This is a genomic window from Mycobacterium sp. D16R24 (genome assembly GCF_002013385.1).
Classification (GTDB): domain Bacteria; phylum Actinomycetota; class Actinomycetes; order Mycobacteriales; family Mycobacteriaceae; genus Mycobacterium.
The window spans coordinates 67,838-90,697 of record NZ_MAEV01000005.1 but is presented as its reverse complement, the minus strand read 5'-3'; the positions used below and the strand labels follow the sequence as shown (position 1 = coordinate 90,697).

Below are 22,860 nucleotides of genomic sequence, written 5' to 3'. Positions count from 1 at the left end.
CCGCTGATCCGTGCGAAAGTGGAAGCGCGTCAACGCGTCCGATGGGACTCGGCTGCGTTCGGAAATGGAGCCGCACGAGGCAGCGCTCGTGCAGTCGATGGTCACGTCGATGTTGGCGATGCTGGACGAGCGCGAATCGTCGGCGCCCAGTGACGAATTGGCGCAGCTGACCGGTATTCGGACGGGAAACTCCGGGGCCCCCACCGATGTCACCTTGGGGCGGCTGCTCCCGGACTTTCACCGTCCGGACCAGGACGGTACCAGCAGCATCGAGGCGGTCAGTGGACTGAACAGTGCGCTACGCAGCCTGTATGAGCCGGAGATCATCGATGCTAAACGCGAGGCGGGACAACGGTTGTTGCGCACCCTTCCTCCTGAGGGCGGACGGTTTGAGCTGTCCGAGGACGACGCGCGCGCATGGCTTACCGCGCTGAATGACGTGCGATTGGCTCTGGGGGCGATGCTTGGGATCGACAGCGACGGCCCGCAGGAGCTGCCCGCCGACGATCCCATGGCCGGGCATATGGACATCTATCACTGGCTGACGGTGATGCAGGAGTTGCTGGTGCTCGCGTTGATGGGGAAATCGGCGGTATGAGTCAGTTCTCTGGGGCGATCACCGACGTCCCGGGAATACTCGTGGGGCATCACCAGCGATTGGACGCCGATGCCGGCCTTGGATCGGGCTGGGCCACCGGCACCACCGTGGTGCTGGCGCCACCGGGGACCACCGGCGCGGTCGATGTACGTGGCGGGGCTCCGGGAACGCGTGAGTCCGATCTGCTCGATCCGGCCAATACGGTCTCAACGGTCGACGCCATTGTGCTCACCGGGGGAAGCGCCTACGGGTTAGCCGCCGCCGACGGAGTGATGCGCTGGCTGGAGGAACGAGGCAGGGGAGTGGCGCTGCCGGGCGGCACCGTTCCCATTGTCCCCGGTGCGGTCATCTTCGACCTGCCTGTGGGCGCCTGGAAAAATCGGCCCGACGCTGAATTCGGATATCGCGCCGCGGAAGATGCCCATGATGCGCCGGGTTGGGGTGCGGTGGGTGCCGGTGTCGGAGCCCGGGCCGGAACCCTCAAGGGGGGCGTCGGGTCGGCGAGTGCGGATCTGGGCAACGGGATTGTGGTGGGAGCCGTGATTGTCGCCAACCCTGTTGGGCTGGTGATTAATCCGTCGACAGGGCTGCCCTGGGACCCTGCGTGTGCACCGGAACTGGGCGCGCCCCCGGCCAGCCAGATCGCAGCGCTGGCCGCGTTGCCCGACAAGTCGGTGGCGTTGAACACGACGATCGGCGTGGTGGCGACCAACGCCCCGCTGACCAAGGCGCAATGTCGCCGAGTAGCGATCGCTGCCCATGACGGGTTGGCGCGGGCGATCAGGCCCGCGCACACCCCGATGGACGGGGACACGTTGTACGTGCTTGCGACCGGGACTGGCGGGGGCGATGCCGTAGCTCTGACCGTCTCGGTGGGGATCGCCGCTGCCGACTGTGTCGAGCGGGCCGTCGTGCGCGCGGTGGTGGGCGCCGGGAGCGTCGCCGGAATACCCGCATATCGTGACGTGTTGCCAGGAGCGTTTTCGTAGTGCTCCGCCACGGCACCAGAGGGAAGGGAAGGGCTGTTGGTGCTTCGTATTCGTGCTGACCTGGTCGACGCCATGGTCAAGCATGCCCGTGCCGACCACCCCGATGAGGCCTGCGGCGTGCTGGCGGGTCCGGAGGGGTCCGATCGTCCCGAGCGGCACGTGGCCATGATCAACGCCGAGCGGTCTCCGACTTTCTATCGCTTTGATTCCGGTGAGCAGCTTCGCGTTTGGCGCGAGATGGATGGCGCCGACGAGGTACCGGTGGTTGTCTATCACTCCCACACCGCGACCGAGGCCTACCCCAGCCGTACCGATATCAACTTGGCCGCGGAGCCCGATGCCCACTATGTCTTGGTGTCCACTCGCGATCCGGAGCAGCATGAGCTGCGCAGTTACCGGATTATCGACGGGGTGGTCACCGAAGAGGACATCACCATCGTCGAGCAGTACTAGAGAAAGGGAATGTCCACAGTGTCGATTGAAGTATCGATTCCCACGATCCTGCGTACTCACACCGGTGGCGAGAAGCGCGTCACCGCAACGGGTTCTACCTTGCAGGCGGTGATCACGGATCTGGAGTCCAACTATTCCGGGATCTCCGACCGACTCGTAGACCCAGCCTCCCCGGGTAAGTTGCACCGTTTCGTCAACATCTATGTCAACGACGAGGACGTGCGGTTCTCGGGTGGGCTGGACACCGTGATCGCCGATGGCGATTCGGTCACCATCCTGCCCGCCGTGGCCGGTGGCTAGCGGCGCATGACCCGCTACGACTCGCTGCTGCAGGCCCTCGGGAATACGCCGTTGGTCGGGTTGCAGAGGCTGTCCCCGGCCTGGAACGGCGATCCGCACGTGCGGTTGTGGGCCAAGCTGGAAGACCGCAATCCGACCGGATCCATCAAGGATCGGCCCGCGTTGCGCATGATCGAACAAGCCGAGCAGGACGGGCTGCTGGAACCGGGAGCCACGATTCTCGAGCCCACCAGCGGTAACACCGGTATCTCGATGGCGATGGCCGCGCAGCTCAAGGGCTACAAGATGATTTGCGTGATGCCGGAGAACACCTCCATCGAGCGGCGTCAGCTGCTTGAGCTCTATGGCGCTCGCATCATCTTTTCCCCGGCCGAAGGCGGCTCCAATACCGCCGTCGCCACCGCCAAAGAACTTGCCGCGCAGAACCCTTCGTGGGTGATGCTGTACCAGTACGGCAACCCGGCAAATGCTGCCGCGCACTATCACGGCACCGGCCCGGAGATTCTGGCCGATCTGCCCGAGATCACGCACTTCGTCGCCGGGCTGGGTACCACCGGCACCCTGATGGGTACGGGACGGTTCTTGCGCGAAAAGGTGCCGGGGGTGCAGATCGTCGCGGCCGAGCCGCGGTATGGCGAGGGTGTTTATGCGTTGCGCAACATCGACGAGGGGTTCGTGCCCGAGTTGTACGACCCCGAGGTGCTCACCACTCGCTTTTCGGTCGGGTCGTTCGACGCGGTGCGCCGAACTCGAGAGTTGGTGCAAGTCGAAGGCATCTTCGCGGGCATCTCGACCGGTGCGATTCTGCACGCGGCACTCGGCATGGCCACGAAGGCGGTCAAGGCCGGTGAGCGGGCGGATATCGCCTTCGTGGTGGCCGATGCGGGTTGGAAGTATCTGTCGACCGGTGCGTACGCCGGTACCGTGGATGACGCAGAGGACGCGCTGGAAGGGCAGTTGTGGGCATGACGGGATATCAGGGTGGCCCGGAGGGGTTCTATCCAGCCCGTCCCGAGCGGTCCGGACGTCCGCAGTGGGTCACCGGCGGAATCCTGGTGGTCGCGTTCGTCGCGCTGCTCTATGTCGTCGAGGGTATCGATTCGGTCAGCGGACACCGTCTCGATGAGAACGGCATTCGCCCCCTGGCGGCGGACGGACTCGACGGCATCCTGTTCGCCCCACTGCTGCACGCCAACTGGGGGCATCTGGTTGCCAACACGGTGCCCGCGCTCGTCCTGGGTTTCCTGGCGGCGGCCGCCGGGCTCGGACGCTTCCTCCTGGCAACCGCGATCATCTGGGTTCTCGGCGGAGTCGGCACGTGGCTCATCGGCAACCTCGGCTCGCAGTACGAGACCAACCACATCGGGGCGTCGGGCCTGATCTTCGGCTGGCTCACCTACGTGATCGTCAGAGGGTTCTTCAACCGGAGTGTGGGTCAGATCCTCATTGGTGTCGTCGTCATGGTTCTCTACGGCGGTGTGCTGTGGGGTGCGCTGCCCGGACAGTTCGGCGTGTCCTGGCAAGGGCACCTGAGTGGGGCCATCGCCGGCGTGCTCGCGGCCTATTGGCTCTCCGGTAGGGAACGCAAGGCGAAGGCCACGTCGTCACCGAGGCTGACGACGTGACGAGCCCGAGCGCACCCATCGGGATATTCGATTCCGGCGTCGGAGGATTGACCGTCGCGCGGGCCATCATCGATCAGCTGCCCGACGAGGACATCGTCTACGTCGGCGACACCGGTAATGGGCCGTACGGTCCGCTGACGATTCCGGAGATCCGCGGACATGCGCTGGCCATCGGGGACGATCTTGTCGGGCGCGGGGTGAAAGCCCTGGTGATCGCCTGTAATACGGCCTCGGCGGCATGCCTGCGCGACGCCCGCGAGCGCTACGCTCCGGTGCCGGTCATCGAGGTGGTACTGCCCGCCGTGCGGCGAGCCGTGCACACCACGCACAACAACAAGATCGGCGTCATCGGCACCGCGGCGACCATCGCGTCGGGTGCGTACCAGGACGCGTTCGCGGCCGCGCGCGACACCGAAATCACGGCCGTGGCGTGTCCACGGTTCGTCGATTTCGTGGAGCGCGGCATCACCAGTGGGCGGCAGGTGCTGCAGCTGGCGGAGGGCTATCTGGAGCCGCTGCAGCGGGCTCAGGTCGACACCGTGGTGCTGGGCTGCACTCACTATCCGTTGTTGTCCGGGCTGATCCAGCTCGCCATGGGCGAGGACGTCACGTTGGTGTCCAGCGCCGAGGAAACTGCCAAGGACCTGCTGCGGGTGCTGTCGGAGAGGGATCTGCTGCGGCCGCATCCGGATAACCCGAGTGCCTCGAGTCCGAACCGTATTTTCGAGGCAACCGGTGATCCCGACGCGTTCCGCGCTCTGGCGGCCCGATTCCTCGGCCCGGCTGTGACGGCAGTGCAAACTCGAGCTAGCGGTGTTCCGGGTTACACCGAAATTGCAACACCTCTCTAACCCTCTGCCGAGACGCTTGCCAGGCGTGGCAAACTAGGGGCTGTGCGAGTCACCGTGCTCGGCTGCTCAGGCAGTGTCACCGGACCGGATTCACCGGCGTCTGGTTATCTCCTGACGGCACCGGATGCGCCACCGTTGGTCATCGACTTCGGTGGCGGTGTCTTGGGCTCTCTGCAACGTTTCGCCGATCCCGGATCAGTGTCCGTTCTGCTGTCGCACCTGCATGCCGACCACTGCCTCGACCTGCCGGGTCTGTTCGTGTGGCGCCGCTATCACCCGAATCCGCCGAAGGGCAAGGCGATTATGTACGGCCCCGCCGACACCCTGGTGCGTGTGGGCGCGGCCTCCGCTGAGATCGGGGGCGAGGTCGACGATTTCACCGACATCTTCGACTTGTATGCATGGAGCGAGGGTGTGCCCGTCGAATTCGGGGCGCTCACCGTGACACCAACCCGGGTGGCGCACCCGCCAGAGTCCTATGGGCTGCGGATCGAGGACAGGTCGGGTGCCGTTCTGGCCTACAGCGGAGACACCGGCATCTGCGATGCCGTGGTCGAGCTGGCTCGCGATGCCGACGTGTTTCTGTGCGAGGCATCGTGGACGCACATGCCGGGGCACCGTCCGCCGGACCTTCACCTGTCGGGGACCGAAGCCGGTCAGATCGCGACTCGAGCGGGTGTGAAGGAACTGCTGCTGACCCACATCCCGCCGTGGACCTCGCGCGAGGATGTCATCGCGGAGGCCAAGTCGGCGTTCGACGGGCCGGTGCGGGCAGTGGTTGCCGGGGAGAGTATCGACCTGTAGCTCTGCCACTCACACTCGGCACTCCGGCGGAGACGATAAGGTCGAGGGCGTGTCCAGACGAGAAGACGGCAGACAAGACGACGAGTTGCGTCCGGTAACCATCACGCGGGGATTCACTTCCCACCCGGCGGGTTCGGTACTCATCGAGTTCGGCCAGACGCGGGTGATGTGCACCGCCAGTGCCACCGAGGGTGTGCCGCGCTGGCGCAAGGGTTCTGGACTTGGTTGGCTCACAGCCGAATACGCGATGCTGCCGGCCTCTACCCATACCCGCAGCGATCGCGAATCGGTCAAAGGGCGCGTGGGTGGTCGTACCCAGGAGATCAGCCGCCTGATCGGGCGGTCGCTGCGCGCGTGTATCGATTTGTCGGCATTGGGGGAGAACACCATTGCCATCGACTGCGATGTATTGCAGGCCGACGGCGGAACCCGTACCGCGGCCATCACCGGCGCCTACGTGGCACTGGCCGACGCGGTGACCTACCTGGCTGCGCATGGCAAGCTGGCCGATGAAGAGCCCTTGTCCTGCGCGATCGCCGCCGTGAGCGTCGGCGTCGTGGACGGCCGGGTGCGTGTAGACCTTCCGTACGAAGAGGATTCGCGCGCCGAGGTTGACATGAATGTGGTGGCCACCGACACCGGTACGTTGGTGGAGGTGCAGGGCACCGGCGAGGGTGCCACCTTCCCGCGCACAACGCTGGACAAGCTGCTTGACGCTGCGGTGGGAGCTGCCGAGCAGCTGTTCGTTCTGCAGAAGGAAGCTCTCGCGTTGCCCTACCCGGGTGTACTGCCTGACGCGCCACAGAAGAAGGCGTTCGGTTCGAAGTAGGCGGGGGCATGAAAATACTTGTCGCAAGCCGTAACCCAAAAAAGCTGGCGGAACTACATCGGGTTCTCGAGTCTTCGGGGGTTACCGGTGTCGAACTGGTTTCGCTTGCCGACGTCCCTGAATACGAGGAAGTGCCCGAAACGGGTGCCGGCTTCGAGGACAACGCGCTGATCAAGGCGCGTGAGGGCGCGCGACACACCGGATTGGCCTGCGTCGCCGATGATTCCGGTATCGCGGTGGACGCGCTGAACTGGATGCCGGGCGTGCTGTCCGCGCGTTGGAGCGGACGTCATGGAGATGACGCCGCCAACACCGCGCTGCTGCTCGCCCAGCTTTCCGAGGTGCCCGATGAGCGCCGCGGTGCGGCGTTCGTTTCAGCGTGCGCGCTGGTGACACCGGAGGGCGAAGAGGTCGTCGTGGAAGGACGCTGGAAGGGCTCCGTCGCACGGGAACCTGCGGGACAGAACGGCTTCGGCTACGACCCCATCTTCGTACCGCGCGGGGGTCTGCGGACCGCGGCGGAAATGACACCCGAAGAGAAGGATGCGGTATCGCATCGCGGGCGGGCGCTGGCGGCGCTGCTCCCGATGCTGCGCAACCTGGTGAACCTCGGCCGCACCGCGCCCTAGCCTCCTGGAGAGCAGTCCCCCGCGAGCAGTCCCCGCACGCGGGGGACTGCTCGCGCAGGGTTATGGCTGCAGGATGATCTTTCCGCGGGCGTGGCCGGTCTGCACGTACTCGTGGGCCTGGCGCGCTTCGGCCAACGGATAGGTGCGGTCGACGGTGACTTTCAGTTCGCCGTTGCCTGCCAGTCGGATCAGCTCGGGACGGGAGGCGAGCCGTATCTCGGTGCCCGCGTCGGCACCGGGGGCGCCGCCCAGCGCCTTGAAGCCATCGCTTGCGGCACGGCCAAATCCGGCAATCGTGGCGATGCGGTCTTTGTCGGCAACGAGTGCCAGTGAGACGTCGGCGGCCTCGTCGGTGCCTACGAGGTCGAGTGCAGCGTCGACGGATCCGATGGCGCTGACACGGTCTTGTAAACCGGGGCCGTACTCAACGGGAATCGCGCCATAACCGCGCAGCTGGTCGTGGCGGGCAGCGCTTGCGGTGGCGATTACTGTCGCGCCGCGGGCCTTTGCGAGCTGAGTGGCAAGCAGCCCCACACCGCCCGCGGCACCGTGAATCAGGACGGTGTCGCCCTCGGTCACGTTGGTGGCCTCCAGGAGGTGGACCGCGGTCTGCCCGGTGAGGAGGAACCCGGCGGCTTCGGGAAAGGACAGATTCGCCGGCTTCTTGAACACCTCATCCGCCGAGGCGATGATCTGACCGGCATAGCCGCCGATCTGCCCGGCGGCGATGACGTCGTCGCCGGGTTGAAGCCCGTCGACACCTGAACCGACAGCTGCCACTGTTCCGGACACCTCGAGACCGAGGCGCATCGGGAGATTCGCGGGGTCGGTACCGAAGGCTCCCGAGTACAACTTCCAGTCGATCGGATTAACGCCGGCGGCCTTGACGTCGACAAGAACTTGGCCCTCGCCGGGACCGTCGATCGGCACTTCGCGGAGTTCGAGGACATCGGATGCGCCATATGCGGTGGCGACAACTGCGTGTGTGGTGGTCATACCGCTATCCAAGCCGCATCGTCATGTCAGTATTCCTGACATTGGAGATTTTTTCGGCTAAACGCCGAACTGTTCCTTGACCTGCTTGGTGCGGTAATGCTCGACGATGAAGCCGAGCAGCGGGATCGTGCCCGCGAGCAGCGTGCCAGCAGTGCGCGGCCACGGCCAGCGCACCTTGATGGCCAGATCGGTGGTGAAGATCAGGTACACGAAGTAGATCCAGCCGTGCACGATCCCGATCCAGCTCGGCGGATGCGGAACGTGCTCAATGTATTTGAGCCACATCTCCCAGCACAGGGCGATCAGCCAGACACCGGTGGTCCACGCCAGGATGCGATAGCGCCACAGCGCGCCGCGGATCTTCGCGACCGGAGTGGTGACTACGGGCGCGTCGGGCGTGGCTTCATGCTCGGTCACGGGGCGGGCTTCCTATCTTCTTCGGCCAGGGCGGCGAGGTAAGCGTTGTATTCGGTGAGTGTGCGGTCGGCGGGGTCCGGCTTCGCGGCGGCGGGGCGTTCGGGCAGCAGCCCCTCAGGAATCTCGGTCACGCGATCGATGGGCGGCGGGGGCGGACCCTCGTCCTCGTACTGGACGAAGCGCCGGTAGGCCCAGATCACAAACGCCGCGAACAGTGGCCACTGCAGCGCGTAGCCAAGGTTCTGGCCGTCACCGGTCACCGACTCGAAGCGCTGGAACTGCCAGTAGGCCAGGCCCAGGAACGCGAGCGCACTGACGCCGACCAGCACGATCAGTGCCGGTCTCCGACGCCGTGTAGTGGACACCTTCTGACGGTACCGCGTGAGGTGGATGCAGATGCCAATGCCCCTGGTCAGCGCTTCGGTCCGATGAACTCGTCGAGACGTGCGGTGGCCGCCTTGCGGTAGATGGAGACGATGTACTTGGTCGATCGGGTCCACGGGATGTCGAGACTGTCGAGTGCGGCCGTGAAGAGCCCGAGGATGTCTTCGGACCGGTTGGTGAAGTGGTATCGGATGCTGGCGACCACTCGGCAGCCGTCGCTGTGTATCAGGCCGCGAAGAAAGTCTTCGGTGGCCTGATCGACGAGATCTTGCTGCCACGGTTCGAGGGCGATTTTTCGACTGTGCTTGCGGCCAGGGCCGTGTTGAGGGAACAGGCAGGGCCAATGTTTGGAAGAGAGCGAAACGTCGACGCAATTGCCGATGCGGTCAACGATCGATGCGCGTTGGCCTGGCATGAGCGCGTCGATTGCTTTCCGGCACTTAGTGATGATGTCGGGGTATTTTGTGTCGCACGTGACTCTGAGGCGCCATGTTCGGGGGGAACGTGAGATGTATCCATCGCCGAGATACATGCCCAAGAGGTACGCGTACGGGCGGGCGAAAAGTGCGCTGAAGTCATGACTGGTGCATTCGTCTGAGCGCGGCACCTGCTGCGGCGTGTGGCGCCACTGACACACAGTGCGGCGCGGAACTCCGGTCTGCCGCGATATCGCACAGTCGTTGAGGCCGGCGTCAATCAGGTGCCGGACTGATTCATACTGCTGATGCGATCGCGTCACTGCGCCTCCCCAACTGCGTTCCAACTTATGGGCCACCACCGACAACGTCGGGAACGATCTGACCTGTAGGATTGCGCTGCCATGCGGGCGTGATGAAATTGGCAGACATGCTGGCTTTAGGTGCCAGTGCTCGAAAGAGCGTGTGGGTTCGAGTCCCTCCGCCCGCACCAAGGGCCTTGTGGGCTGCCCGGTGCGCTCTCCACACGTCCGTAGACTTGAAATCGTGGTTCGCGCTGACGGTTTGCTTGATATCGACGATTGCCTGGATGCCGACGGAAACGTGGCATTACCGCCCGGCACCACACTGATATCCCTCATCGAGCGCAACATCAGGAACGTCGGGGACACCGTCGCCTACCGCTATCTGGACTTCACCACCTCCGAAGAGGGCGCTCGCATCGAGCTCACCTGGTCCCAGCTCGGGGTGCGTCTGAACGCGGTGGCCGCCACGCTGCAACGCCACATCGAACGCGGCGATCGGGTCGCCATCCTGGCTCCGCAGGGTCTGGACTATGTCGTCGGATTCTTCTCGGCGATCAAGGCTGGCGCCATCGCGGTGCCGCTCTTCGCCCCCGAGCTGCCCGGCCACGCCGAGCGTCTGGATACCGCGTTGCGGGACTGCACGCCCACGGTTGTCCTGACCACGGCCGCGGTATGCGGAGCCGTTCGGGAGTTTCTCGACGGCCTCGCCGAGATCCCCGCGCCGACAATCCTGGTCATCGACGAGGTCCCTGACGACGCGGGGGAGACCTTTGAGTATGTGCATCTCGTCGATGACGACATCTCACATCTGCAGTACACCTCAGGCGCCACGCGTCCGCCGGTCGGAGTGGAGATCACTCATCGCGCCGTCGGCGTCAACCTGACCCAGATGATCCTGTCGATCGATCTGCTGGACCGAAACGCACACGGCTGCAGCTGGTTACCGCTGTACCACGACATGGGTCTGTCCATGATCGGCTTTCCGGCGGTCTATGGCGGCCACTCCACCCTGATGTCTCCGACAGCCTTCATCCGCCGCCCGCAGCGCTGGATCAAGGCGCTTTCCGATGGCTGTAAGGAAGGCCGCGTGATTACCGCCGCGCCGAACTTTGCCTATGAGTACACCGCGCAACGTGGTGTACCGAAGGCCGGAGCGGACATCGACCTGGGGAACGTCGTGATGATCATCGGGTCCGAGCCGGTGCGCATTGACGCCATCCGTACGTTCGAAAAAGCCTTCGCGCCCTTTGGGTTACCGGCGACTGCATTCAAACCGTCCTACGGTATCGCCGAGGCGGTCCTGTTCATCTCGAATATCGCCCCGGATGCCGAACCCTCCGTCATCTACCTCGACCGCGACCAGCTCGCCGAAGGCCGGGCGGTGCCCACCACCCCCGATGCGCCCACTGCCACCATCCACGTGTCCTGTGGCCAACTTGCCCGCAGTCTCGCGGGTGTCATCGTGGACCCAGAGACGAGCAATGAGCTCGCAGACGGTCGCATTGGCGAAATCTGGTTGCGGGGCAACAATGTTGGGCGTGGGTATTGGGGCCGCCCCGAAGATACGGCGAGGATATTTCACGCCCGGCTCGGCGAGACGCTCGCGACAAGCCATGCCGATAAGGCCAATGCGGGCGGCGACTGGCTGCGCACCGGCGATTTGGGCTTCTACCTCGACGGTGAGCTGTACGTCACCGGCCGCATCGCCGACTACCTGACCGTGGATGGGCGCGGCCACTACCCGCAGGACATCGAGGCCACCGTCGCTGATGCCTCGCCGATCGTCCGCCGCGGATACGTCACCGCGTTCACCGTCGATGACGGGCTGGTCATCGTCGCCGAGCGGGCCTCGCGTACCGCCAAGGCCGACCCGCAGGAGGCCATCGACGCGATCCGTGCGGCGGCCCGCGCCCAACACGGCCTGGAGCTCTCCGACGTGCGATTGCTCCCTGCGGGTGCCATCCCGCGGACCACCAGCGGAAAGCTGGCGCGATGGGCCTGTCGCCGCCAGTACATTGACGGCACCCTGGGTGTCCACGGAGATCCCAGCTAACTCATTTGCCTCATTTGTCCCACGTCAGCGAGCCCATTCGCCACGCCCCCGTCGGCCCGGTAGGTTTTCCGGGCCAGCGGCTATGACGGCCGCGCCGGCCGGGGAACAAACGCTAGCGATGTGATGGAGGTGTGCGATGAATGACCTGACGATCGACGAGCTATTCGCGCACAACGACGACGTGCAGAAATCCCGTGCGGTCAGGCTGCTGGCCGCCAAGAATCTGGCGCCGTACATCACGCTCATGGAGCGTCACCTGGACCGCAGCGCCAAGGTTTCCGAGCCGCAGCTGGTGGCCAAGCTGGACCGGGACGTGGGCGCGGTCGGACTGGGGGAGCAGTCAGGGCTTGCCCTCATCAAGAGCTGGGCCAGTGACGGCTGGTTGCACCGCGCGTCGGACGGCACTGGTCCCGACGCCGAGAACGTCTGCTCGCTGACCGAGGATGCCCGCAGCGCGCTGGCCTTCGTCCGCCGCTTGCGCCGCGCCGACAGTGTGGCCACCGGCGGATCCATCGCGGGTATCGCCGCGGGCCTCAAGCGGGTCGCGACCCAACTGGATGGCGACCCGGCCCGCCTGCGTGCCGATATCGAAGCCCAGATCGCCGAGCTGCAGACCCAGTTGCACGCCATCGACGACGGATATCGGCCCGAACCGGACATCGTCGATCTTGAGGACGAGACCCGAGCCATCGCCTATCAGATGGAACAGGTGATCACCGACATCGTGCGTTACGGCAGCATGCAGAACGAGATCACCGCCGGACTCATCGATGCCGCGGAGGACTCCGACACCGGGTTCCGGGACCGTGCGCGACGGATGTTCGCCGACTATGACACCCTTTTCGACTCCCGGGAACGGGCCTCCTACGCCGCCTTCACGCGAACCATCCAAGACCCCGATCAGCGCGCCGCCCTGCGCGGTGATATCGCTTGTGTGGCTGAGGGATTGCCCGAGCTCGATCCGGGGCTGCGTGATGTCATGAAGAATTTCTTCAAGCTGGTGTCGCAACAGGTCGCGGAGGTCTCCCGCATCGAACAGCGCTGCGCGCAGCGCATCCGGCGATTCTTCGCCGCCGGCACCACGGAGCAGGCGCGTGGGCGCGCCCGACAGCTCAACGACGCACTGGCCGCTGGGCACGCTCTGCTCAAGGTGTCCACCGCGGACTCGCTGATTGACGCCGAGCTACCGATCGGCCGCTCGGCCGCGGCCGCCATTGGTGCTCTCTCGTTCACGATCAAGGACACCGCGCTGCCGGTGCTGGCGCAGGATGCGCCGTCGGGGCCGCTCGATTTGAGTGGGTTCTCGGCGCTGGCCACCCAGGTGGATATGGCCTCACTGGCCGCAACCGTGAACAGCGCCGTCGCCAAGGGGCCAGTGTCGTTGCCCGACATGATTTCTCACGTCGAAGCGCCGTACCTGGGTGATGTCATCGTGTTGTGGTCGCTTGCCCTCAAGCAGGACAGCACTGTCGACCACGAGTCGGTAAGAGTGAAATTCCGGTCCCTCGACGGGCAGGACCGGGTGATGGAGGTGCCGCAGTTGATGTTCCGTGAACCAGTGCTGGCGAGTGTCGAGGAAGAAATATGAGCGCTGTGACCACAGGTTCCCCCTTGGGAAACATCAACTTCGATGATCTTCCTGGTGTCGAACCCGATGCTTCGGCGCCAAGAATCGTCAAGGGGCCGCGGTTCGACGGCGACACCAGCGAGCTGCCGGACAAGGCGTGCTGGGCGCTGCAGAACCTGGTGGCCCGGCGTTATCTGAGCAAAGATGGCCAGCCCGAGCTGTGGGCGTCGATGATTGAGCACCGCAAGGTGCTGGCCTCCCGCCTGTCCGAATTGGACCTGCGGTTAAGGGTTTTCGACGATCTCGAGGTCGCGTACGCCGAGCCGGCTCCGCTGGAGAATCCCAGCGCGTACGGCGCCCGGGTGTTGCGCCGCGAACCCCTGGGCACCTACGCATCGATCGTTGCCCTGCACCTGGCCAAGATCGCACGGACCGCACACGACGAACACGTACTGGTGAGCCGCGACGATATCCACGAGCTCTTCGCCAACGTCAGTCACGACATCGACCGCGATGAAGCGATGCTGCGCGACCGTGTCGACGAGGCCATTAAACGACTGTCCAAGGCCGAGATCCTGCAACGCACCCGCGATGACGAGCACAGCTACACCATCAGCCCGGTCATCAATGCGCTGATGTCCGCGCAGATGATCGAGGCGTTGCAACGCCAGTACGAGCAGCTACAGCGCGGCGGTACCGCTCCAGAAGACTCCACCGACGAAGAAGATGGCGATACCGATGACGATGAATGACGACCCGAATGGCAGGCCGAGTGGCGCAGCCACCCAGCAGTTCTGGCTGTCCCGACTGCAGGTCATCAACTGGGGTGTCTTCGACGGGTATCACAGCATTGAGTTCAGCCGCCGCGGCACGCTGATCACCGGCTCCTCCGGCAGCGGTAAATCCTCGCTGCTGGACGCGATCTCGCTGGCGTTTCTCTCGTCAAACCGCCGTAACTTCAACGCATCTAGTGATACCACCGCCGCGGGCTCCAATATGGGCAAGCGCACCGTCGACAAGTACGTGCGTGGTCTGTGGGGTGAGCTGAAGAACCCGGGGGAGCGGCCCAAACAGATGTTCCTGCGCGGTAAGGGCGGGGCGTGGTCGGCGATCGCGGTCACGTATGCGGGCACCGACGGCCGGGTAATCACCGGCCTGGTACTCAAATGGCTTGCCCCGGGTTCAGATTCGGACTCCTCCAGTCGTTACTACCTGATTGACGCCGACGCCGATATCCGAGACCTGTGCAATGCCTGGGCGAGCAGGGGATATTCCGCCGCGGTCTTCGAGGGCGCGGGCTGGCGCGGACACAAGAGTGAACGCTGGTACCTGGAGCAGCTTTACGCCGCAGTGGGTATTCAGGGCTCGTCGGCAGCGCAGCAGCTGCTGGGCAAGGCCAAGTCACTCAAGAGCGTCGGCGGCCTGGAACAGTTCGTGCGCGAATACATGCTCGATGAGCCGGAGTCCATGGCCGCGATCTCCGAGGCGCTGGGGCAGATCACCCCGTTGGTCGACGCGCGTGCCGCGCTCGCGGTCGCACAGCGCCAGCGGCAGACCCTGGGCGACATCGAACAGATCCAGCAGACATACGCCAGCGATGCCGCACAGCTGGCGACCGTCGACGTGGTGGACCACCACACCGTGCGTGACTACGTAGACCAACAGCGGCTTGCCCTGGCGGGACCCGAGATCGACCTGTTGGACACCGAGATCACCCGGCTCGGCGGTGAATGCGACGAAATCCAGTCGCGTCAAGACATTCTCACCGGTGAACGGGACAAGCTGCTCGGCCGGATCGCCGCCGCCGACAGTAACTTGGCACCGCTCAAGAGCGAGTTGGCTCATGCCCGTGCTCGTGCCGAGGAGGTATCGCGCCGGCGGACTGCCTACGACAGCGCTCTGGGGGATCTCGGGCACGACGAGGATGTCGAATCCGCCGAGGAATTCGAAGCCATGCGGGTGGAGAGCCTGCGCGCGGTCACCCGGATCAACGCGGAGCTCGAAGCCGGCCATGACGCCTACGTCATGGCCGCCGGTGCCCTGTCGACGGCGCGGGATCAATTGCGGGCGGCTTCCACCGAACTCAAGCGCGTCGAGCATCTGGGCACTCCGGTGCCTCCCGACGAGGACCGCATGCGTGGCGAAATCGCAACAGCGCTGGGCCTTACCGCCAAGGACCTGCCCTACGTCTGTGAACTGATGGATCTGCGTCCGGGCCAGGAGCGGTGGCGCAAGTCTGTGGAGAAGGTGCTGCGGTCCACCGGCCTGTGCCTGCTGGTACCCGACCAGCACCACCGGCAGGTGCTGCGATACGTCAACGAGCACCCGATGCGCGGCTACCTCCAGATGGAACGGGTGATCCCGTCGGGGTCGCCTCGACGCGCCGAACCCGGCACCCTCGCCGACTGCCTGCGACTCACCAACCCCAATCACGAATGCGCCAGTGCCGCCATGAATCTGGTCGCCGGCGTGGGCGATTACGTGCTCGTGGACACCCCCGACGAGTTCAGTAAGCACCGCCGCGCCGTCACCGATCAGGGCCTGCGCAAGGACGGCGACCGGCGTGCGGTCAAGGATGACCGGCGCGAACTGCGCGCCTCGCAGTACATCTACCAGGGCAATGCCGGTGACAAGCGGGCGGCGCTCTCCGATGACGTCGTCGAGGCTCAGCAGGCCGTCGGTGACGCCGAGAAGTTCATCGGCGAGATGGATACCAAGCGCGAGGAACTGCGCTCGGAAGTCGTGCGGTGGTCCAAACTGCACAGCCAGTACGAGTATTGGAGCCAGATCGACACGGATTCGGCGGAAGCCGCCGTGGCACGGCTACAAGACCAATACGAGACGATGCTGGAGGCCAACCCCGACCTCACCGGTCTGCAGCAACAGGCCGATTCATATCTCGACGAGATCAAGAAGCTCTCGGAGCGCATTGGTGCGTTGAGAAGACAAGAATCTGAACATGATTCGCGTCGTACCCGCCTTTTGGATCTGATGGACAACCTGAATCCGCGTGAGGTGGGCGGGCACACCAGATCCGGCATCGAAACGTATGTTCCACAGCTCTCGTCAAGTCTGGACGTGCTGGAGCCGGACTCCTACCGGCTGGAGTTGTGGCGCCAGATCGAGAAGGACCAGTCGGTGCTGCGCGAGAGCGTCACCCGCTCACGCAACGAGCTCAACCGAATTCTCAACGCCTACGACCGGGACTTCCCGGACTCGATTCCCAATGACAGTGAGAACTTCGACGAGAAGATCCACGACTACGTGGCCTTGTGCCGCCGGATCGACGAGCGTGATCTGCCCGCCGCCTACGAGCGGATGCTGCGGCTGATCACCGAGCAGGCACCCACCGCGGTCCTGCGGCTGCACCAGCTCGCGGAGGAGGAGGCGCACCGCATCACCGACCAGATCGACCGGGTAAACAGCGGTTTGGGCTCGGTGGAGTTCAACCGCGGGACGCGGTTGACCCTGCGTGCCGAGCCCAAGGCGCTCGAGGCGGTGGGCGAGCTGAACGAGCGGGCCCGGCGCATCTCGGGGCGAGCGGTGGCAGTCTCGATGGGAGACGAGAAGGCCATCCACGACCAGTACCAGGACATTCTGCAACTGCGGAACCTGCTGGCGGCCGAGACTCCCGAGGCCCGGCAGTGGACGCGCGATGCGTTGGATGTACGCAACCGCTTCGTGCTGTACTGCGAGGAGCGCGATGCCACGAGCGGCGAAGCGATCCGCACCTACAGCAATGCGGGCGCGAATTCCGGTGGGGAACAAGAGAAGCTGATGGCGTTCTGCCTCGCCGGTGCGTTGAGCTTCAACCTGGCCAATCCCGAGACGGGGGACAACCGGCCGGTGTTCGCGCAGCTGATGCTCGACGAGGCGTTCTCGAAGTCCGACCCGCAGTTCGCGCAGCAGGCGCTGTCGGCATTCCGCAAGTTCGGGTTCCAGCTGGTGATCGTTGCCACCGTGCAGAACACCACGACCATTCAGCCCTACATCGACAGCGTGGTCATGGTGTCCAAGCCCGACGGCCCGGGTGTGCGGCCAGTGGCCTCGACACGCACCGTGCCCATCGGCGAGCTCGGCGACGTGCGCAGGGCAGTGACCGCGCGCTAGCGACCCACGAACTCGGCGGCGGTGCGGGTCAAGAAGGCCTGCACGCCCAGTGCGGCGTCCTCGGTGGTGAACAGCTCGCGGACGGTGGGTACAAGCTGTGCCTCGGCAGCGGCCTCGCCCGCGGCGAGAGCCAACCGGGCGTTTCGCAGGGTAGCTTGCACACCCAGCGGCGCTTGGCGCGCGATGGTGTGGGCGGTCGCAATCGCCTTGTCGACATGCGCGCCGGCAGGCACGACCTCCTGCACGATCCCTATGCGATGAGCCTCGGCGGCGTCGAAGGGCTCCGCCGTCAGCATCCACCGCATCGCGTTGCCCCAACCCGCTGTACGCGGGAAGCGAATGGTGGCGCCACCGAACGGATAGATGCCACGGTTGATCTCAAGTTGTGCGAACGTCGCGGTCTCGTCCGCGATCACGATATCGGCGGCGAGCGCGAGCTCGATGCCCAGCGTGAGTACCTTGCCATGCACGGCGACGACAAGTGGCTTGGACAAATGCGTACCGTCGACCTGCCACGGGTTGATTCCGTTCTCGGCGGTCAATGACGCGCCGTTCTGAATCTCGGCCGCCACGCTGGCCAGATCGAGGCCGGCCGTGAACATCGTCCCCTCCCCGTACAGGACGGCGGCCCGCAACTCGGCATCCGCATCGAATTCGCCGAATGCCCGTGACAGCTCCTGAAGCATCGCCTTGTCGAACGCGTTGCGCTTGGCGGGTCGGTTTAGGCCGATCACCAGGACATATCCGTCGCGCCGGATGCTCAGGGTTTCGTACTCAGACATTGACTTCTCCGTGTCGTTCGCGGATTATGTAGAGCAGCATACATAGCCATGTGCACCTCGGGAAGGACGACGATTGAGCACCCCGCGTGAACGAATGGTGGCCTCGGCGGCCCTGCTGATTCGCGAGCGTGGTGCACACGCGACGGCCATCTCTGATGTGCTCGAACACAGCGGTGCGCCGCGCGGCTCGGCATATCACTACTTTCCCGGTGGGCGCACGCAGTTACTCGGCGAGGCAGTGGATCTGGCCGGGGACTACATCGCCGGGATGATCGACTCCGCACCCTCGGGGGTGGAGGCTCTGGACACACTTGTCACGTCTTATCGGAAGCAATTGGTGCGCAGCGACTTCCGTGCGGGATGCCCCGTGGTGGCGGTCGCTGTCGAGGCAGGGGATCCGGAGAGCCCGGCCAGCAATCAGAAGCTCATCGAGCACTCGGCGGCCGTCTTCCAGCGTTGGATCGGCATCATCGCGGACAAGCTGGCCAGTGCCGGCGTAGCCCGCGTGCGCGCCGACGAGCTGGCGATGCTGATGACAACCTCCTTGGAGGGGGCCATCATCGTCGCGCGATCGATCCATGACATCACACCAATCGATGTGGTGCATAAGCAATTACGCACGCTGATCGAGGAGGCTTTGTCATGACCACCACCAACTGGCTGCCCACCGCCTGCATCCTGTGCGAGTGCAACTGCGGCATCGTGGTCCAGACCGAGGGGCGAACACTCGCCAAGATCCGCGGCGACAAAGACCACCCGGCATCCCAGGGATACACGTGTAACAAGGCATTGCGCCTGGATCACTACCAGAACAATGCCAACCGGCTGACCTCGCCCATGCGGCGCCGCTCCGACGGCACCTATGAGGAAGTCGACTGGGATACGGCGATCGTGGAGATCGCCGAGGGCTTCAAGCACATCCGTGACAGCTATGGCGGCGACAAGATCTTCTACTACGGTGGCGGTGGTCAGGGCAATCACCTGGGCGGTGCCTACAGTGGCGCCTTTCTCAAGGCCATCGGGTCCAAGTACCGCTCCAACGCACTGGCGCAGGAGAAGACGGGCGAGGCCTGGATCGACAAGAATCTCTATGGCGGGCACACCCGTGGCGAGTTCGAGCACGCCGAGGTGTCGGTCTTCGTCGGGAAGAACCCATGGATGTCGCAGAGCTTTCCGCGGGCGAGAGTGGTGCTCAACGAGATCGCCAAGGATCCGCAACGTTCGATGATCGTCATCGACCCGGTGGTCACCGATACGGCCAAGATGGCCGACTTTCACCTGCGGGTGCGCCCCGGTGCCGACGCCTGGTGTCTTGCGGCGCTCGCCGCGGTGCTGGTGCAGGAGAGCCTCTGTGATGAAGCATTTCTCGCCGAGCATGTCACCGGCACCGAGGAGGTCCGGGATGCGCTGCGTGCGGTACCCATCAGCGACTACGCGCAGCGCTGCGGTGTGGCCGAAGACCTCATCCGCCGGGCAGCCCGCCGTATTGCCGCCGCCGAGAGCGTGGCGGTCTTCGAAGACCTCGGGATTCAGCAGGCCCCCAACAGCACCCTGAGTTCGTACCTCAACAAGATGCTGTGGATCCTCACCGGAAACTTTGCCAAACGCGGTGGCCAGCATCTGCATTCGTGGATGGCGCCGCTCATGGGCGGATTCTTCGGCAACACCCCGGTGACCGGAGCCCGGATCATTGGCGGCCTCGTGCCCTCCAATGTGATCCCCGACGAGATCCTCACCGATCATCCCGACCGGTTCCGCGCGATGGTTGTCGAGAGTAGTAATCCCGCTCACTCCCTGGCGGATTCGGCGCGGTGCAAGGAGGCGTTCCAGGCCTTGGAGCTCCTGGTGGTCGTGGATGTCGCGATGACGGAGACCGCCCGTCTCGCTCACTACGTGCTGCCGGCCGCCACCCAGTTCGAGAAAGCGGAGGCGACCTTCTTCAATCTCGAGTTTCCGCACAACACTTTTCAGCTTCGGCACCCACTGTTCGAACCCGAGCCCGGAACCTTGCCCGAGCCGGAAATCTGGGCGCGATTGGTCCGAGCGCTGGGAGTGGTCGACGACGCGGAGCTGCAGCCGCTGCGCGAAGCCGCCGCACAGGGGCCGGATGCCTACCTACAGGCGTTCTTCGCGGTGTTGGCCAATCCGGCACTCGGTCCGCTGGCGCCGTATGTCCTGTACGAAACCCTCGGCCCGACCTTGCCCACGGGGTTGGAGGGTGCCGCCGCCCTGTGGGGCCTGGCGCAGAAAGCGATGATGACTTATCCGCAGGCGGTGGCACGGGCCGGTCACCCGGATGGCAACGCGCTCTTCGACGCCATCTTGAACAGCCCGTCCGGAGTGACCTTCACGGTGCATGAGTATGAAGACGATTTCGCACTCATCACGCACGCGGACCGCAAGATCGCGCTTGCGATCCCCGAAATGCTGGACGAAATACAAGGATTGGCATCCCGCCCGGCGCAGCTGACGACACCGGAGTTTCCGATCGTGCTGTCGGCGGGAGAGCGGCGGGCGTACACCGCCAACGACATTCTGCGTAATCCGTCCTGGCGTAAACGGGACCAGCAGGGCGCGTTGCGGATAAGCCCGGAGGACGCATATCGGCTCGGCGTCGCCGACGGCGACCCAGTTCGCATCTCTACCGCGGCGGGTAGTGCGGAGGCCACCGTCGAGATCAGCGACATGATGCAGGCCGGCCACGCCTCGCTCCCGAACGGGTTCGGCCTCGATTACACCGACGAGTCCGGCGAAACGCACGTGCCGGGTGTGGCGCCGAACGCGCTGACCTCGTCGGCCTGGCGCGATGAATATGCGTGCACCCCATGGCATAAGCATGTTCCTGCGCGTATTGAGCCGCTGGCGGTCAGCGTCTAGCGCACGCGGGCGAGGTACGCGCGCAGGGTCTCCTCGGATTCGGTCATGACTCCGATGTACCCGTCTGGGCGCACTAGGACGAGTGTCGGCCCCGTGACGTCGTAGTCGGTTGACGGCGTTATCCGCTGGCCGCACACGTCGTCGATGTCGATGGTCCGATCGTGAGCACGGTGAAGTGTGTGCCGCGCAGGACGTCGAATAGCCGATGGCCGTTCCTCAGCATCGCACCGGGTGCTTGGTCGCCGGCACGTAGTGTCCCGGGACGGGGGCGGTCGTCGACGGCCAATGATCTGTCGCGATACGTGATGTCCATCTGATGTAATTGTGGCGCAGGGTTATCCGAGGGCTCGAAGTTGTGGTGATGCATGTGCTTTCGGCGGCGGCATCCACGACGTTATTGCTTTGGTGACACTGCTCGCGCTGCTTGTGGTGGGCAAGATTCGCGGGAAGGCGGCACGTCGGTAGGCGGAACCGGGCACAACGGAGACTGTTGATGCTCAAGGAGATGAGCGTGTGGTCCAGATGCTGCTGGGGGGGAATCGTGATAGGGCAGGAACCGCTGTTCCCGGCGCTTGACGAGGCATGACTACTGGTACAGGTACACGCTTTCGGCAGCGCATGGCGGCCGGTCCTTGCCCTCGATCTCGTACTTGATGCCATAGGTAGCCTCGACGGTGCCCTTATCGCGCAACTTGGCCGACAGCAGCGTGACGTGTCCGCGAACCCGCGCGCCCACATGCAGCGGCGCCGGGAACCGCACCTTGTTCACGCCATAGTTGAGCACCGCATCGTATGACGCGATCTCAAGCACCTCGTCCAGGAATGCCGGGGCAAGTGCGAGCGTCAGGTATCCGTGCACGATGGTCCCGCCGAACGGGCCGGCCTTGGCGCGTTCGGTATCGGTGTGGATCCACTGCCGGTCACCGGTCGCGTCCGCGAACTCGTTGACCTGTTCCTGGGTGATCTGAACCCAATTGCTGGTACCCAATTCGACTCTGCCCAGCGACAGTAGCTCCTGTGGTGTTGCCAGCTTGGTGGACATACCGCGCACTCCTCTTCGGGTCGTGGTGCCTGATCGCATTACCGACTTGTCGTGTCGACTGGACCCTTCTTACCCGAGATCGCATGCCTGCCACGGGACAATGCCGAAATCCGGGAGAGCGGTGGATGCGGGTAATGTTTGCCAACATGAGGTGGTCGGTGCCGGTGCTGGTCGCGTTGTTGCTCGCGGTGACGGGCTGCCAACGTGGGGTCGACGGGGAGGCCACGGCGGATAGGGGATCCGTATCTGCCGGCCCGATCCAGCCCGCGCAGCTCGATCAGCTCCTCACTCCGGCGCAATCGTTGAGCGTGACGCCGGGGAAGCCGCTGTTCGAAACCGATATGCAGTCGATTCTGTGGATCGGTGCCGAGCCCGCTGAATGCCAGGGGGTCGTCGGTTACGGCCGTTATCCGCTGTTCCCCTCGAACTACACGGGACGAGAAGCACGAACGCAGACCGATAACCAGTACCCGAACCAGCATCAGCTCCTGGAGGTATCGGCCACCTATCCCGGCGATTTTCAGGCGGCTCGGTTCCTCGAATCGCTGGGCGCGACCGTATCCAAGTGTCAGCTTCCGGTCGCTGCCTGGGGCGATGACCAGAAACGCCATACGGTCACGCCCGGTCCAGTGGTTCCTGGTTCGCCGGACATGGTCCGTTGGTCGACGAATCTCAATGGTGATCAATGGATTTGCGAGTTCACCGTGATCGCCAAGGCGAATGTGATCGCGCAGCTGGTCACCTGCTCGGCGGATCGGTCGATCGACAACACTGCGCTGTCGAACAATCGACTCGAGAAAATCGAGGAGCTGCTCAACTCCAAGGTCTAAGCG

23 protein-coding genes, 1 tRNA gene and 1 pseudogene are annotated in these 22,860 nt (G+C 64.6%); 18 read left to right on the top strand and 7 right to left on the bottom strand.

Going from position 1 to position 22,860, the window contains the following annotated elements:
* Positions 1–10: 10 nt before the first annotated feature.
* The 10 genes from B4383_RS04450 to rdgB are packed head-to-tail and all read left to right on the top strand — an operon-like array spanning position 11 to position 7,078.
* Positions 11–598 (top strand): DUF2017 domain-containing protein, encoded by a 588-nt coding sequence (locus tag B4383_RS04450; RefSeq protein WP_078289017.1) that lies wholly within the window; start codon positions 11–13, stop codon positions 596–598.
* A complete protein-coding gene (locus tag B4383_RS04445) occupies positions 595–1,587 on the top strand; it encodes a P1 family peptidase (protein WP_078289014.1) in 993 nt (330 codons plus the stop codon). Before B4383_RS04450 ends, B4383_RS04445 begins: the two co-directional genes overlap by 4 nt.
* Before the next feature lie 39 nt (positions 1,588–1,626).
* Positions 1,627–2,040, top strand: coding sequence for a M67 family metallopeptidase (locus B4383_RS04440; RefSeq protein WP_078289011.1), 414 nt, complete (start codon positions 1,627–1,629; stop codon positions 2,038–2,040).
* Positions 2,041–2,058: 18 nt separating this feature from the next.
* Positions 2,059–2,340, top strand: a complete 282-nt coding sequence (locus B4383_RS04435) for a MoaD/ThiS family protein (RefSeq protein WP_078289084.1) — start codon at positions 2,059–2,061, stop codon at positions 2,338–2,340.
* Between the two features lie 6 nt (positions 2,341–2,346).
* Positions 2,347–3,309 (top strand): cysteine synthase, encoded by a 963-nt coding sequence (locus B4383_RS04430; protein WP_078289008.1) that lies wholly within the window; start codon positions 2,347–2,349, stop codon positions 3,307–3,309.
* The gene (locus B4383_RS04425) at positions 3,306–3,965 is read left to right on the top strand and encodes a rhomboid family intramembrane serine protease (RefSeq protein WP_078289005.1); all 660 of its coding nucleotides are present in this window, start codon (positions 3,306–3,308) and stop codon (positions 3,963–3,965) included. The genes B4383_RS04430 and B4383_RS04425 overlap by 4 nt, the downstream gene beginning before the upstream one ends.
* Entirely contained in the window at positions 3,962–4,816 is an 855-nt protein-coding gene (murI, locus tag B4383_RS04420; protein ID WP_078289002.1) for a glutamate racemase, read from the top strand. Before B4383_RS04425 ends, murI begins: the two co-directional genes overlap by 4 nt.
* Positions 4,817–4,858: 42 nt before the next feature.
* Positions 4,859–5,620 carry a cyclic nucleotide-degrading phosphodiesterase gene (locus B4383_RS04415; protein ID WP_078289000.1) on the top strand — a complete coding sequence of 254 codons (762 nt, stop codon included), beginning with the start codon at positions 4,859–4,861 and terminating at the stop codon, positions 5,618–5,620.
* A 49-nt stretch (positions 5,621–5,669) separates the two neighbouring features.
* The gene (rph, locus tag B4383_RS04410; protein WP_078288997.1) at positions 5,670–6,449 is read left to right on the top strand and encodes a ribonuclease PH; all 780 of its coding nucleotides are present in this window, start codon (positions 5,670–5,672) and stop codon (positions 6,447–6,449) included.
* 8 nt (positions 6,450–6,457) lie between these two features.
* The gene (gene rdgB / locus B4383_RS04405) at positions 6,458–7,078 is read left to right on the top strand and encodes an RdgB/HAM1 family non-canonical purine NTP pyrophosphatase (RefSeq protein WP_078288994.1); all 621 of its coding nucleotides are present in this window, start codon (positions 6,458–6,460) and stop codon (positions 7,076–7,078) included.
* A gap of 60 nt (positions 7,079–7,138) precedes the next feature.
* Here the strand turns inward: rdgB and B4383_RS04400 are convergent, their stop codons facing one another.
* Genes B4383_RS04400 through B4383_RS04385 form a run of 4 tightly spaced genes read right to left on the bottom strand, consistent with a single transcriptional unit; the run spans position 7,139 to position 9,614 of the window.
* Positions 7,139–8,074 (bottom strand): NADP-dependent oxidoreductase, encoded by a 936-nt coding sequence (locus tag B4383_RS04400; protein ID WP_078288991.1) that lies wholly within the window; start codon positions 8,072–8,074, stop codon positions 7,139–7,141.
* Positions 8,075–8,131: 57 nt separating this feature from the next.
* Positions 8,132–8,491 (bottom strand): DUF3817 domain-containing protein, encoded by a 360-nt coding sequence (locus B4383_RS04395; RefSeq protein ID WP_078288989.1) that lies wholly within the window; start codon positions 8,489–8,491, stop codon positions 8,132–8,134.
* Complete coding sequence (locus B4383_RS04390) at positions 8,488–8,856, bottom strand: hypothetical protein (protein WP_176112812.1); 369 nt, start codon at positions 8,854–8,856, stop codon at positions 8,488–8,490. Before B4383_RS04390 ends, B4383_RS04395 begins: the two co-directional genes overlap by 4 nt.
* Positions 8,857–8,903: 47 nt before the next feature.
* Positions 8,904–9,614, bottom strand: a complete 711-nt coding sequence (locus B4383_RS04385) for a hypothetical protein (RefSeq protein ID WP_078288985.1) — start codon at positions 9,612–9,614, stop codon at positions 8,904–8,906.
* A gap of 83 nt (positions 9,615–9,697) precedes the next feature.
* Here B4383_RS04385 and B4383_RS04380 point away from each other — a divergent pair.
* The 5 genes from B4383_RS04380 (at position 9,698) to B4383_RS04360 (ending at position 17,326) form a co-directional block, all read left to right on the top strand.
* Positions 9,698–9,784, top strand: a tRNA-Leu gene (locus B4383_RS04380).
* Positions 9,785–9,837: 53 nt separating this feature from the next.
* The gene (locus B4383_RS04375; protein WP_078288984.1) at positions 9,838–11,649 is read left to right on the top strand and encodes a fatty acyl-AMP ligase; all 1,812 of its coding nucleotides are present in this window, start codon (positions 9,838–9,840) and stop codon (positions 11,647–11,649) included.
* A 136-nt stretch (positions 11,650–11,785) separates the two neighbouring features.
* Positions 11,786–13,237, top strand: a complete 1,452-nt coding sequence (locus B4383_RS04370) for a DUF3375 domain-containing protein (protein ID WP_078288980.1) — start codon at positions 11,786–11,788, stop codon at positions 13,235–13,237.
* Positions 13,234–13,968, top strand: a complete 735-nt coding sequence (locus B4383_RS04365) for a DUF4194 domain-containing protein (protein ID WP_078288976.1) — start codon at positions 13,234–13,236, stop codon at positions 13,966–13,968. The genes B4383_RS04370 and B4383_RS04365 overlap by 4 nt, the downstream gene beginning before the upstream one ends.
* The gene (locus B4383_RS04360) at positions 13,961–17,326 is read left to right on the top strand and encodes an ATP-binding protein (RefSeq protein ID WP_078288973.1); all 3,366 of its coding nucleotides are present in this window, start codon (positions 13,961–13,963) and stop codon (positions 17,324–17,326) included. Before B4383_RS04365 ends, B4383_RS04360 begins: the two co-directional genes overlap by 8 nt.
* On the opposite strand, the gene B4383_RS04355 is transcribed toward B4383_RS04360, so the two are convergent.
* Positions 17,323–18,108 carry a crotonase/enoyl-CoA hydratase family protein gene (locus B4383_RS04355; RefSeq protein WP_078288971.1) on the bottom strand — a complete coding sequence of 262 codons (786 nt, stop codon included), beginning with the start codon at positions 18,106–18,108 and terminating at the stop codon, positions 17,323–17,325. The genes B4383_RS04360 and B4383_RS04355 overlap by 4 nt on opposite strands.
* A 73-nt stretch (positions 18,109–18,181) precedes the next feature.
* Between B4383_RS04355 and B4383_RS04350 the strand changes: the two genes are divergently transcribed.
* Complete coding sequence (locus tag B4383_RS04350; protein WP_139360530.1) at positions 18,182–18,754, top strand: TetR/AcrR family transcriptional regulator; 573 nt, start codon at positions 18,182–18,184, stop codon at positions 18,752–18,754.
* Positions 18,751–20,985 (top strand): molybdopterin oxidoreductase family protein, encoded by a 2,235-nt coding sequence (locus B4383_RS04345; protein ID WP_078288966.1) that lies wholly within the window; start codon positions 18,751–18,753, stop codon positions 20,983–20,985. The genes B4383_RS04350 and B4383_RS04345 overlap by 4 nt, the downstream gene beginning before the upstream one ends.
* Here B4383_RS04345 and B4383_RS04340 read toward each other — a convergent pair.
* Both B4383_RS04340 and B4383_RS04335 read right to left on the bottom strand, forming a co-directional pair.
* Positions 20,982–21,352 (bottom strand): annotated as a pseudogene (locus B4383_RS04340) (3-(3-hydroxyphenyl)propionate hydroxylase); the annotation flags it as partial. The gene B4383_RS04345 and the pseudogene B4383_RS04340 overlap by 4 nt on opposite strands.
* A gap of 219 nt (positions 21,353–21,571) precedes the next feature.
* Positions 21,572–22,027, bottom strand: coding sequence for a MaoC family dehydratase (locus tag B4383_RS04335; RefSeq protein ID WP_078288963.1), 456 nt, complete (start codon positions 22,025–22,027; stop codon positions 21,572–21,574).
* 134 nt (positions 22,028–22,161) lie between these two features.
* Between B4383_RS04335 and B4383_RS04330 the strand changes: the two genes are divergently transcribed.
* Positions 22,162–22,857 (top strand): sensor domain-containing protein, encoded by a 696-nt coding sequence (locus B4383_RS04330; protein ID WP_078288960.1) that lies wholly within the window; start codon positions 22,162–22,164, stop codon positions 22,855–22,857.
* Positions 22,858–22,860: the final 3 nt, after the last annotated feature.

Coding starts and splice junctions, on each gene's coding strand:
- B4383_RS04430 (WP_078289008.1), top strand. CDS start 2,347: ATGACCCGCTACGACTCGCTGCTGCAGGCCCTCGGGAATACGCCGTTG.
- B4383_RS04335 (WP_078288963.1), bottom strand. CDS start 22,027: ATGTCCACCAAGCTGGCAACACCACAGGAGCTACTGTCGCTGGGCAGA.
- B4383_RS04345 (WP_078288966.1), top strand. CDS start 18,751: ATGACCACCACCAACTGGCTGCCCACCGCCTGCATCCTGTGCGAGTGC.
- rdgB (WP_078288994.1), top strand. CDS start 6,458: ATGAAAATACTTGTCGCAAGCCGTAACCCAAAAAAGCTGGCGGAACTA.
- B4383_RS04400 (WP_078288991.1), bottom strand. CDS start 8,074: ATGACCACCACACACGCAGTTGTCGCCACCGCATATGGCGCATCCGAT.
- B4383_RS04365 (WP_078288976.1), top strand. CDS start 13,234: ATGAGCGCTGTGACCACAGGTTCCCCCTTGGGAAACATCAACTTCGAT.
- B4383_RS04355 (WP_078288971.1), bottom strand. CDS start 18,108: ATGTCTGAGTACGAAACCCTGAGCATCCGGCGCGACGGATATGTCCTG.
- B4383_RS04370 (WP_078288980.1), top strand. CDS start 11,786: ATGAATGACCTGACGATCGACGAGCTATTCGCGCACAACGACGACGTG.
- B4383_RS04330 (WP_078288960.1), top strand. CDS start 22,162: ATGTTTGCCAACATGAGGTGGTCGGTGCCGGTGCTGGTCGCGTTGTTG.
- B4383_RS04360 (WP_078288973.1), top strand. CDS start 13,961: ATGAATGACGACCCGAATGGCAGGCCGAGTGGCGCAGCCACCCAGCAG.
- B4383_RS04445 (WP_078289014.1), top strand. CDS start 595: ATGAGTCAGTTCTCTGGGGCGATCACCGACGTCCCGGGAATACTCGTG.
- B4383_RS04425 (WP_078289005.1), top strand. CDS start 3,306: ATGACGGGATATCAGGGTGGCCCGGAGGGGTTCTATCCAGCCCGTCCC.